This window comes from Legionella gratiana (assembly GCF_001467695.1).
GTDB classification, from domain to species: Bacteria; Pseudomonadota; Gammaproteobacteria; order Legionellales; family Legionellaceae; genus Legionella; species Legionella gratiana.
Window position 1 is genome coordinate 62,671 of record NZ_LNYE01000004.1, and the last position, 12,942, is coordinate 75,612.

Sequence of the window (12,942 nt, forward strand, 5' to 3'; positions counted from 1 at the left end):
TTAGTACTCCAAAATCATTCCACCAGCTGCTATACCGGCACCAGTACCCAATAACAGCACCAATTGTCCGCGTTGCAATCGATTTGTATCGATAAGAGTAGATAAGGCTGTAGGGATAGACGCTGCAATTTGATTCCCATGATATGGGTAAATGGAAACAAATTTTTCAGGAGGAATATCTAATCTTTTTTGGATGTGATGCATTGCAAGCAAACTTGCTTGATGTGGAATAAACCAATCAATATCCTGCATTCTTAATTGGGCTTTATTTAATAAATTGTTTAAGAGGCTATCTAGCAGTTTAGATGCTAATTTGAATACTCTTTTTCCTTCCATATGAAATAAACCCTGCTCTCTGTTTTTAAGAGGGTCTTTTGCTGGCAAGCGAGTTCCTCCTGCTTCTATTTGACAGAATGTAGAACCAACACTATGTGTTTCGTGATGTGCCGATAAAATGCGACTACAACCGTCACTTTTTTCAAGCACACATGCAGCTGCTCCATCACCTAAAATGGTACAGGTTTCCATATCTTGCCAATTGAGTCCAGCGGAAGCAATATCACTGGAAACAATAAGAATACGGTTAAATCGACCTCCTTCAATTAAATAAGAAGCAATATCTAAGGCACTCACGAAACTTAAACAAGTACTGTTTACATCAAAACAAGCAATTCCCGATTGTTCCAATCCTAATTGCTTTTGGATTAATACCGAAGTACACGGAATGGCTTGCTCTCCTACACCACAGGCACTGATGATGGCATCAATATTGGCTAATTTAATATGTGCTTGTTGTAGCGCACAGAGAGCAGCTTGCGCTCCCATGTAGGAGGTTGTTTCATCGGGTGAAACAAAATGACGTGAAATGAGCCCCGACTTTTTTTGCACACTTCCTTTGGGTAAATTGAGTTTTGTATCTAATTCTGTGGAAAAAACTTTGTTTCTAGGTAAATAACGCCCCATTCCAGTAATTTTTACAGCAGGCATATTTGGTCCTTAATTGTTAAAATTAAAAGCCATTTAAATTAGGTAGCTTTTGCCTTAAATTTGAGGAGAAAAGGACTGTATCTTGTTCAGCCTTTAAATGATTCAATATTATACTTCATGATTGCTATTTGCTCAATAATTGTTTCGCTTCAATTTAATGGATGAGTAAGATCCGCAAAACAAACTCTGAAACTGTCAACTCCTTCTAATTCATGTTAAATTAGTCACTAATTTTACATTATTGGCAAGGGATTGTAATTAGTGTTCGGTTCAAGACTTCGTACAAGAATGTTAAGTGGCATATTGTTCAGCACCTTTCTTCATACTTCTTGTATGGTTGGTCCAAACTTTCACTCTCCTGCACCACCAAAGGTCAAACGCTATACCGAAACACCACTACCTAAGAAAACGGTAAAAACTGCTGGGCCAGGAGGCCAAGAGCAAGTATTTATTACCAACAAAGACATTCCTCTTTTATGGTGGGAGCTTTATCGTTCTCCTGAAATCAATCAATTAATACATACAGGCTTGGCCAACAGTCCCACTTTAGCAGCCGCTTCTGCTGCGTTACGCCAGGCCCAAGAAAATTTAAAAGAGCAAATCGGTAATTCAATGTGGCCTGCAATAGATGTTACTGATTCGGTGCAGAGACAGCGTTATTCAGGGGTGCAAATAGGTCAGCCAGCGGAGAGTGTTACCTTTAATCTTTTTTATACTTCGTTTAATTTATCCTATACCTTGGATGTTTTTGGTGGTGCTCGACGACAAATCGAGTCATTGCGAGCACAGGTTGATTATCAACAATTTGAAGTCATCGCTGCTTATCTAACGTTAACCTCTAATATAGTGACTACTGCTACAGCTGTTGCTTCTTATCAGGCACAAATTGAAGCAACACTTGAATTGATTCAGGCAGAACAGGGAATTCTAAACCTCTTAAACAAACAATATCGCTTAGGTGGTGTTTCGAAAGAAAATGTGCTTACACAACAAACCTTACTGGAGCAATCAAAAGCGACTTTACCTCCATTACAAAAAAGTTTATCTCAGGCAAAACATGCATTATCTACTTTAGTAGGTACATTTCCAGATGCTCCCTTACCAACTATTCGTTTAGACCGTTTAAAGTTACCTACAGAATTACCTGTGAGTTTGCCTTCAAATCTTGTTCGTCAACGTCCCGATGTACGTGCTTCTGAAGCATTATTGCACGCAGCATGCGCGCAAGTAGGTGTTGCTACAGCCAATTTATTTCCACAATTTACTATTAGTGCTAATGAAGGATGGCTTAATACTTCTTTTGCCAATCTTTATACAGCACGAAATAATACATGGTCGGCAACAGGTATGGTGCTGCAACCTTTATTTCGTGGAGGCGCCTTGCTCGCACAACGACGTGCTGCAATTGCTGCTTATCAACAAACAGCAGCGCAATATCGACAGATCGTGTTGCAGGCTTTTCAGAGTGTGGCTGATGTTTTAAGAGGGTTAGAATTAGATGCCCGTACATTACAAGCTCAAATAAGAGCTGAAGACGCAGCACGAGCTTCTCTTAATTTGACACTCAAACAATATCGTTTAGGTGCAGTCAGTTATATCAATTTATTAAACGCACAACAGCAATACCAACAGACGCGTATTAGTCGTATCCAAGCGCAAGCTACACGTTATAACGATACGGCGGCGTTATTCCAAGCTTTGGGTGGAGGCTGGTGGCATAAACCCTGGTGTGTCAAAGAGTGTCTATGATGAAAGAGATTTTCTTAAAAAAACAAATGATCATTATGCTAATTGCTGTAGGTATTCTTTTTTGTCTTGTTTTCGGTTGGAAAGCCTTTAGCGGTTATATGCTAAAAAAATATCTTTCTCAATCTCAGGCACCAGCAGTTACTGTTTCGACAATGAAGGTTGAAACTTCTTTATGGCAACCCACTCTAAAAGCAGTAGGCAGTATGCGTGCTGTTCTTGGTGTGAATGTGACGACTGAGCTTGCTGGTATGGTGCAAAAAATCTATTTTACACCTGGTTCAGCTGTTCAAAAAGGTTCTGTTCTAGTGCAATTAAATGCGGGTACAGAGTTGGGATTACTGCATTCACTGCAGGCACAAGTTGAATTAGCAAAAATTACTTACAAACGTGATAAAGCTCAATATGCTGTGCGTGCAGTGAGTAAACAAACGCTCGATACAGATGAGTGGAATCTTCGAAATTTGCAGGCTCAAGTTGAAGAGCAAGCTGCGACCGTAGCAAAGAAAACCATCCGCGCCCCTTTTTCAGGGCAGCTGGGTGTTAGAAATGTTAACCCAGGACAATATCTTAATGTAGGTGATACCGTAGTCAGTTTACAGGCTTTAGACATTCTTTACGCCGATTTCTTTTTACCACAACAAACATTGGCTCAGCTCAAGTTAGGACAGACAGTTAGGATTGTTACCGATACTTTTCCAAAGCAAGTTTTTCAAGGGAAAATTACTACAATTGAGCCTAATGTAGATAATTCGACTCGTAATGTAGAGGTTGAAGCTACCCTTCCTAATCCCGATCTTAAGTTGAAACCAGGGATGTTTACCCAAGTCGAGGTGGATGTAGGAAACAAGCAAAGTTATCTTACTGTACCGCAATCAGCAATTACGTTTAATCCTTATGGAGATATTGTTTACTTGGTTAAAGACAGTGGAAAAAAAGATAATAAAAATCAACCGGTTCTTGTTGTGAAACAAGTTTTTGTCACTATTGGTGATACACGTGGTGATCAAATTGCCGTGTTAAAGGGCTTACACGAGGGGGATGTTGTAGTGACGAGTGGTCAATTGAAGCTCAAAAATGGTAGCCAGGTCGTGATCAATAATCAAATACAACCCAGCAATGAGGCATCACCAGCTGTTATTGAGAAATAAATCTAAGGATTGTCATAATGCGGTTTACGGATATTTTTGTAAAAAGACCAGTACTCGCTACAGTAATTAGTTTAATGATTTTAGCAATGGGTTTACGCTCGATTAGCTCTTTGCCTGTCATGCAGTATCCATTCACACAAAATGCTATTGTAACAGTTACTACGACTTACACTGGTGCCGATCCCGATGTCATTGCCGGATTTATTACAACCCCACTTGAAAATTCCATCGCTCAAGCTAATGGCATTGATTATATGACTTCCATTAGCGCTTCCAGCACAAGTACGATTACTGTTAATCTTCTGCTGAATTATGATCCTTTAAAAGCTTTGTCCGATATTACGACCAAAGTGAATGCGGTATTAAATCAGTTACCTCAAAACTCACAACAACCCGTAATTACCGTTTCTGTAGGGCAAACAATTCATTCTATGTATATTGGTTTTTATAGCGATGAATTACCCATTAATAAGGTTACCGATTATATAATTCGCGTAGTTCAACCCAAACTTCAAGCAATTAGTGGTGTACAGAATGCTGAAATTTTGGGAAATCAGACCTTTGCTTTACGCGCTTGGTTGGATCCTGTGAAATTAGCGGGTTACGGAATTTCTGCTGCAGAAATTGGTGCTGTATTAGCGAATAACGATTTCATTTCCGCGGTAGGGCGCACTGATGGTCAAATGTTTGTACAAAATTTAACTGCTAGTACTAATCTTACGGATGTGAATCAATTTAAGAAAATGGTTATTAAAGCGCAAAATGGAGCCATAATCCATTTAGAGGATGTGGCTACTGTTGATCTAGGGGCGCAAAATTATAATACTTCAGTGAGCTTTGATGGGCGAAAAGCAGTTTATATAGGCATTATAGTAGCCCCTTCAGCTAACCTTTTGACGGTAATTGATGACATTAAAAAAGTATTTCCTACAATTCAGGCACAATTACCACAAGGTCTAAAAGGAAAAATTGTTTATGATGCGAGTTTATTTGTCCACTCCTCGATTCATGAAGTAGTTCTTTCTCTATTGGAAGCATTTCTTATTGTTACCGTAGTTATTTTTATATTTCTTGGTTCCATTCGTTCTGTTTTTATTCCACTTGTTGCTATTCCTTTATCGCTTATTGGTGCATTTTGGGTGATGTTGATTTTGGGGTATTCAATCAATCTACTCACCTTATTGGCTTTAGTGTTAGCAATCGGTTTAGTAGTTGATGATGCTATTATTGTTGTAGAAAACGTACAACGACATATAGAAGAGGGGCAAACCCGATTAAAAGCAGCTTTGTTAGGTGCGCGCGAATTGGCAAATCCTATTATTGCTATTACTGTTGTTTTAATTGCAGTTTATTTACCTATTGGTTTCATGGGGGGGTTAACAGGTGCTTTATTTACAGAATTTGCTTTTTCTCTTGTAGGTGCTGTAACTGTCTCAGCTGTCATCGCATTAACCTTATCGCCAATGATGTGTTCCAAATTACTTAAGTTTGGAGAGGGGGAGTCTAAAGGTCATTTTATGACCTATATTGATAATTTATTTAAAAAACTGGAGTATGCTTATGAACGAGTGCTCACTTCTACTTTAAATCATCTGCCGGTTGTTATTGTTTTTGCGGTGATCATTCTCGTGAGTAATTATTTTCTTTTTATCACTTCGGATTCAGAGCTTGCACCACAAGAAGATCTTGGGGTGATTATTTCCCAAGTTACTGCACCTGCAAATGCGTCATTAGCACAAACACAACTCTATGCAAATCAAGTGAGGGAAATTTATAAAAAATATCCAGAAGCTGATCATATTTTTCAAGTTGATGGGCAGCAAGGATTAAATACCTCTATTATTGGCATGGCTTTAAAGCCTTGGGGCCAACGGCAACGAACAACAAATCAGCTTCAACCTTTAATTCAAAAGGAGCTTAATCAAATTGCTGGCGCTAAAGTAGCAGCTTTCCAGTTGCCCTCATTGCCAGGAGGAGGTAGTGGGCTTCCTATTCAATTTGTTATTACAACGACAGAGTCATTTGATAATCTGAATGTGGTTTTACAAAATATTTTAGATAAAGCGTATAGTTCGGGATTTTTTGCATACATTGATCCTGATCTCAAAATCGATAAAATTCAAACAAAGGTCCAGTTAGATCGCGATAAAATCGCTGAGTTTGGTTTAACCATGCAAGATATCGGCAATTTATTTGGTTCTGCTTTGAGCGAAGGATATATTAACTATTTTAATTACGCCGGTCGTTCTTACCAAGTCATCCCTCAGGTTAAGAGAGATACTCGTTTAAATCCAGAGCAACTATTGGATTACTACATAAAGACTGCATCCGGAGCATCTATTCCTCTTGCTACTGTTGCCCGCTTACAACGACAGATTGTTCCTGAATCGTTAAACCATTTTCAGCAACTTAATTCAGCAACAATTTCCGCAGTTGCATTTCCTGGGGTGACTATGGGACAAGCGCTTGGTACCTTGGCGAATATTGCCAAACAAACGTTGCCTCAAGGCTATTATATTGATTATGGGGCTCAATCACGACAGTTTATTCAAGAAGGCTCAAGCCTAATTATCACTTTTTTCTTTGCTTTAATTATTATCTTTTTGTCATTAGCAGCTTTATTTGAAAGTTTCCGTGATCCCCTGATTGTTTTAATTAGTGTGCCTATGTCCATTTGTGGGGCAATGATTTTTGTAAGTTTAGGTGTGGGGCAGGCCACACTGAATATTTACAGTGAAGTGGGTCTTGTTACACTAATTGGATTGATTAGTAAGCACGGTATTTTAATCGTGCAATTTGCTAATGAATTACAAGCCAAAGGTCAAAAAAAGTTAGAGGCGATTAGAGCTGCTGCTGCCATAAGGTTGCGCCCTATCTTAATGACTACAGCAGCAATGGTATTGGGGGTGATTCCCTTAATTTTTGCTACCGGTGCTGGTGCTGAGAGTCGCTATAATATTGGCTTAGTCATTGCAATGGGAATTTCGATTGGAACATTATTTACTCTTTTTGTTGTACCCTCTATGTATTTATTATTAGCAGCAGATCATGCGAAAAAAACAGCTCTTGAGTCTTTAGAGGACGAAGAGTCTTTGGGGTAATATGTAGTGGGCTAAACAAGGTGCAGCCCAACAAGGCTGTCTCTTGATCCTATCTCATCAAGAGACAGCTGTTTGCGCAGAGGGTGACGAACTTCTCAATACTGTCGCCTTCCGCAAAAGCGGAAGGTCTAAAAGTAACAAAGCTTTGCTCTAAACTTCACCTTGCAGTCATACGCTTACGAGACCCCCTGCTTACGCAGAGGGTGACGATGCTCTCAATACCGTCTCCTTCTGCAAAAAAAATAATTGGATCCTGTTTTATTTGCGATAGACAAGATGTGTAGAAGATGCAGCCCAACAAGGATGGATCCTACACCATTAATAGATCAATTTAGGCCGTAGGAGCGGTAATAAGGATAGGTGCCTCATATCTTTTTGCGATACCTTCTGTAGGTGCAGAAGCAAATAAACCAAAACGCTTTGTCAGTTCGCTAATTTCAGGAGGATTATGTACTGCATTCGTGACACCATCCAAAAGCTTTTTGCGAGTCGGAGTATATAAATGCAATGCTTCTAACAACGATAAGAAACATATTTTTAAGAAGTTGAAACTAAATGTATTTGTTTGCCTATGCTTAAGAATAATGCGTTCAAAGTTAGGATCTTTAACTTTACTTTTAATCAGCTCCAAACGTTCTTTTACCTCTAAATGGGGATTTTCAGCAATTGCCTCAAGTTCCTTAATCCGCTTACTTTTGTTGTTTAATGTTTTTTCACTTTCAAACAAAGAGTTATTATTTTGTATTTGTACTGTAGAATAACTAAAATAATTTTTAAATTGCGCCAAAGCAACTCGGACTGAATCGAGATGATAGTATTCAGCATAATATCTTTTCTCAAAAAGGCTAATTTTTTCTTTTAATCGTTTTTGTATGTTCAAATTAATATCGGCTGCTGTTTTTGATTCAGCGATGATGTTATCTCTGAAATTCAGCACGTATTTTTCTAACTTAGTCTGATATTCTTTATCCGTATATTGTAGGCCAATGTGGCGATTGCAGAAGCTTGCAAAATATTTATCAAAAGCCTCGGTAGTATATTGCTCAACAAACTTAATATGTTCTATTGGTTGGATCTTTGTTAAATCGGTAAGATGTATTAATTTTTCTTCTGCTGTTGCCAGTCTCATTTGATGAGTTGCTTTTAAACCCAAATAGTAATGATGGCTTGCTTTAATTAAGGCTTCAATTTCAGTAAAATTGGAATCATAAGTTTTAAGTCCAGCATTACAAAGATCATCAAGTTTATGATCTTCTGGATATGGGCTTGGCTCAATGTTAATTTTTTTATCGAGCTTTAGTTTCGCAAGCTTAGGAAGTGCTTTTTGATAAGCTTCGCGTAATTTCTCTTCATCTCTCTTTAATTCTTCTGGTGAAGGAATCATACTTTCAGGGTCATTATAGACCTCGTAGCAGTGATATAAATTTTCAATGTCCTTATATTCTTTCTCTAATTTTTTTAAGTATTTTTTTGCATCTCTAATTTGATTGTTAATGAGGTTTGTTCTTTTTATTAAAGGTTCTTTATCACAAACTAATGAAATATGTGTTTGAGAATGCAAATCAAGCGGATGCAGTAGTCCTTTAAAAAATTCATCCGTTATTTTTCTTAACGGATCGGATAATAATCCAGGCTCTAGCCCTAATCGTGTTTCCCAGCGATCTGCTTCAAGAAGCATTGGTGTAAATAGTGTAGAACGCATTTGGCCTAAATTGTTAAGCACTGCATCATGAGAAGTTGTTGTAAATTCATTGAGTTTTTGGGTAAGCTCTTGATACAAATAGATCATGTTTGGTGTTTGCAGAAACAATTTGAAATAAGAGTCAGAACTATTGATTATGCTTTCAATATATAATGTGGCTTTTTTAGCATGAATATGTAAATCGTTAAGCTCCTCTGTAGTGAGGTAATTCGTATTTTTTAATGCTCGAATATGTTTAGGGCCTATATAAAAGGCATTAAGCACATACCAAAGTGCATTGTTTTTTACATGAGGTGAGCCATAAGAAACTTGCTCTGGAGCAACTTGGTAGGCATCTGATTGTTCTTGGAAGGTTGCATAAAGAGCTTGAGCTTTATCCTGCAATTCGCGTGCGATGAATCCTAAGTGAGGATCTGCAACCAATCGCTGACTTAACTTTATGATTTCATTAACATGTCCGTAAGCTTTTAATAAATGAGAGACATAAAGACTTTTTGCATCTTTATTATTTAAATTTTCTAGCTCTAAAACGATTCCTTCCAGATGAAACAAACTATTGAATATATCTTTTAAAGCACAGAGTTGTCGGCTTTGTGCTAATCTACTGTTATCATCCTCCATTTCGGGGAATGGTACTTTCCCTTGGGCAAGTAATTCAGCACGCATTACATTGTTTAACAATTTTTTTGTGGTTTCAGAGAAATAGGATTCTAATTGCGGTGTTAACTCAGCACGCATTGCTTTATTAAACAGTTTGGTGACTTCAAATAAGGATTCTCTAAATTTATGGATGGCTTCGGAATAATTGGTGTGTTGAATGACATAATGAGCTCTTTTGTTTGTTTTTGAGTTTGGAAGCTCATGGGAATCATTTTCAAGAACAAATTTTTCTTGAGCCAAATCATAATAAGTTTGGGATCTGCTTTGCCAATTTCGATGGGTTGTTCTAAAAAAGTCTTGAAAATGACGGTTTAAGTCTTTGAATGTTTGTGTCGATGGCTTATCGTTGCTGTTAATTTTTCTATTTGATAATAAAGCAACAAAATATTTATCAAACTTTAACGCATCTTCTTTTCTTTCTGCCGGAACAGCGCCAATGAGGTAAGGTTGAAAAATACTATAGAGATTGCGGCATTGTTCTTTTACTTCTGGAGCTAGATCATTAAGAAGTAATTTATTTCCTCTCATTTGAGGCGTTATAAGCCCCATAAATTGAGAGTATGCATTACGAACAACTAAAAATTTATTATGTTTATTTCGATACCACTGCCACATGTCAAGAGCTTGATCAGCACTTAACTGTTCCGGATTTTGAAGTATTTTATTACTTTCTTCTGTCTTAAAGTGAAGTTTTGCATCTTGTTCACGTTTGCTCTTTAAGTTTTTTGATTCATCTTCGGAAAGAAAGCTTTTTTTCGAAAAGTCATAATAAGCGTCGCTTTTATCTTTCCATTTTGTAAAAAACTCTTTATCTTTTTTATTTTTCCACTTATTAAAGTACTCTAGAACGTCTTTATCCAATTTCAAAAATAAAGAAGTAGAGGGAGCATCTAATATATCCAAGGGCTTATTTGCAAATAAGTCTACTAAGTATTGCTCAAAACTTTGAGTAGAATCTTTTAGATTAGGTGATACCATCAATTTGAAATAGGGTTTAAAAATTTGATACAGATTTTGGCACTCATTTTTTACGTCTTCATCAAGATTAGTGAGAAGTAAGCTGCTGCCGTAAATCTCTGGCTTCACTTCGATTTGTTTTTTTATAAGCTGCGAAAAACGAGCATACGCAGCTTGAACTTTTTGAAGTTCAGTTTTGTCAGACCATTCATAATTGATTTGATCAAAAAAATCGTGGATATTTTTATCAAGATTTATAAAAAGCTTCGTAGTTGGCGATTTTATATTTTTCTTGGAGAAAACAGCAGTTAAATATTGTTCTAAGCTTTTAGCAGAATCTTGATATTGAGGTGAGGCAAAAGAACTCAGATAAGGTTGAAAAATCGTGTATAAATTTTGGCATTCTGTTTGTAATTTACTATCAAGTTTGTTTAAAGCTAAGTTGTTCTCTAAATCAGGATATGCTGCTATTTGTCTTTTTATTATGTAGGCAAAACGAATATAGGCATTTTGTATGCGTTGAAATTCGGTTTTCGTAAGCTTAAATTTCTTATTGCTGTCTTTTTCAATTTGTAGGGGTCTGGACTCATCAAGAGTATATACACTTTCTTTTTCACTGTAAGGAAATAGAAATAACTTGGTGTTTTTGTGGATTGACTCAATGAGATCTTTGTTTAAATTAATATGAAAAATCTGGCTGTTTTCCGCTTTTGTAATTAAATCTTCCATAGCCTTTTGTTTTGCTAAAACAAAGCTAATATGGTCTGCAGGAATTTGTCCACGAATCCAACGCCAGGGTTTTTTTAGATAAGAGTTCCAGTCTTCTTTTTCTGAACCGAGCTTTTCAATAAGTAAAGCATTTAAATCAATGTCCAATTGAGACATATAAGGACTAATGAGTTTATAATTTCTTATCAGCTCTTCCTTTACCTCCTCAGGAAACTGATACATACGAAAGTCTTTATAACTAGGATCATTTAATAGTGCGAAAAATTGAGCACAAGCTTCCCGAGCTTTTTGGATTTTGTACAATGCTTTATTGGCTTTATCAATTCGTTTATAAGACATTTCCAATCTTGATTCGATAAAACGCGAATCTTCAATCTCAAGCAGTTCTGCTCCTTTTTCTTTAAAGTCTACTGCTTTTTTAGGTAAATAAAGTATGGCCTCATAGAGTACTTTTATTTTTTCCATTAAGGGAACAGATAAAGTTCCCGGTTTTAACATGGCATGGTCTTCAATTTTGTCCACCAAGCCAAATAGAGTTGGTATTAGGTTATATTTTAAATAGGCTAATTTATCCCGAACTAAATCTTGGGATGAATCACTAAGTTCTCCCATTTGCTCCAAAGAGCTCATGGATAAGGTGATAATATTGCGAATAATATGAATGTAATTTAAGAACTTAAGTGAAACAAAAACACTACCGCCTTTTAAATTCTCTAAATCATTCAATAAGTGCAGTGCAGCATTTTGTAACTCATCCAGCTTTTTTTTGTTTAGTTTAGGCTCTGATTCTTTAATTTGGGATGAAAACTTTTGAATGTGCTGGGTTAATTGATCAATATAACTGGGTAAGACAGCACTAAATTGGGTCAGAAAATCATAGTCTACATCTCCATCAAGTGGGCGCATTTGATCGGCTGTAATCCCTGCTATCTTACCTGCATTGTAAGCCAATGGTTGAGGTTTTAATGCTTTTGCTATCGCTTTTTGTTCTTCGACATGATTTTCTGCAAAACTTTGGATTTGACTAAATAAGGGCACTAGGACTGCTAATTCCTCATTAAACATATCTCTTAAATCGACATCTAAATGAGTCAGCAAAAAGCTTGCTTCGTACGCTGAATTAATCGTCTTATCCCATAGTGATTTCAAATCCGTATAGGGTTGTTTTCGAACATCAACATTTTCTAAATCTAAAAAGGTTTGGCGCCCATGATATAGTGCATTAATGAGTTTCTTAATTTGAGAAATGTTATCAGGATCGAGAGAGTAATTAGTAAACGGAGCCCATTGAATATGGCCTTTTCTTGCAACAGCTGAAAGTATGTCTGGCTTGAGTGCATTTAATATAAATGGGTTAGTGTGTTTCTTTTTTGCAGTAATATTGATAATTTCAGGCATCAAGGACTCTAAGTCTTCAAAAGAAAGCTTAGAGTTTGGATTCATCTTAAGTTCTTCTTTTTTTATGATGTCCGTTACCAATTTTCCATTGGGATCAATTACCGTATATTCAAATCCCTCATCTAATAAACGAACATAAAAAAATCCTTTTTGTGGTCTCGTCTTGTCAGACATTAAAGCAAGGTTATATTTAAAAGGAGAGGGGGCAGCTGGCTTTTCTAAGACCGCATTTTTAATCTGCTCCCCATTAGGAGCTATTACTGAATAGACAATTTTTCCTTCATCTTCTCTAATATAGAGCTTACCGGCTTCTAATTCTGTTTCATCAGCCATGAAACAGAGCTCATAGCGCGGGAAATAAGGAATCAAACGTGGACTAACGTGTTTACTGTAGAGAATTTCAAATAATTTTGTATCAATGCGCTCTAGTTCTTTTGATATCTGGTTTCGTTTAAATGACTCTAATAATTTTATATATTCTTCAATCATTACAGATAACCCAAAGATAAGA

5 protein-coding genes are annotated in these 12,942 nt (G+C 36.8%); 3 read left to right on the forward strand and 2 right to left on the reverse strand.

The window, feature by feature from the left end:
* Entirely contained in the window at positions 1 to 987 is a 987-nt protein-coding gene (locus Lgra_RS02140) for a beta-ketoacyl-ACP synthase III (RefSeq protein WP_058497637.1), read from the reverse strand.
* Positions 988 to 1,248: 261 nt separating this feature from the next.
* Between Lgra_RS02140 and Lgra_RS02145 the strand changes: the two genes are divergently transcribed.
* Genes Lgra_RS02145 through Lgra_RS02155 form a run of 3 tightly spaced genes read left to right on the forward strand, consistent with a single transcriptional unit; the run spans position 1,249 to position 6,985 of the window.
* On the forward strand, positions 1,249 to 2,736 hold the full coding sequence (locus Lgra_RS02145; RefSeq protein ID WP_238584329.1) for an efflux transporter outer membrane subunit: 1,488 nt from the start codon (positions 1,249 to 1,251) through the stop codon (positions 2,734 to 2,736).
* Positions 2,736 to 3,884, forward strand: a complete 1,149-nt coding sequence (locus Lgra_RS02150; RefSeq protein WP_058497664.1) for an efflux RND transporter periplasmic adaptor subunit — start codon at positions 2,736 to 2,738, stop codon at positions 3,882 to 3,884. The genes Lgra_RS02145 and Lgra_RS02150 overlap by 1 nt, the downstream gene beginning before the upstream one ends.
* Positions 3,885 to 3,901: 17 nt before the next feature.
* Complete coding sequence (locus Lgra_RS02155; RefSeq protein ID WP_058497639.1) at positions 3,902 to 6,985, forward strand: efflux RND transporter permease subunit; 3,084 nt, start codon at positions 3,902 to 3,904, stop codon at positions 6,983 to 6,985.
* Between the two features lie 331 nt (positions 6,986 to 7,316).
* Here the strand turns inward: Lgra_RS02155 and Lgra_RS02160 are convergent, their stop codons facing one another.
* Positions 7,317 to 12,920 (reverse strand): hypothetical protein, encoded by a 5,604-nt coding sequence (locus tag Lgra_RS02160; protein ID WP_058497640.1) that lies wholly within the window; start codon positions 12,918 to 12,920, stop codon positions 7,317 to 7,319.
* Between the last annotated feature and the right edge of the window lie 22 nt (positions 12,921 to 12,942).

Coding starts and splice junctions, on each gene's coding strand:
- Lgra_RS02140 (WP_058497637.1), bottom strand. CDS start 987: ATGCCTGCTGTAAAAATTACTGGAATGGGGCGTTATTTACCTAGAAAC.
- Lgra_RS02150 (WP_058497664.1), top strand. CDS start 2,736: ATGAAAGAGATTTTCTTAAAAAAACAAATGATCATTATGCTAATTGCT.
- Lgra_RS02155 (WP_058497639.1), top strand. CDS start 3,902: ATGCGGTTTACGGATATTTTTGTAAAAAGACCAGTACTCGCTACAGTA.
- Lgra_RS02160 (WP_058497640.1), bottom strand. CDS start 12,920: ATGATTGAAGAATATATAAAATTATTAGAGTCATTTAAACGAAACCAG.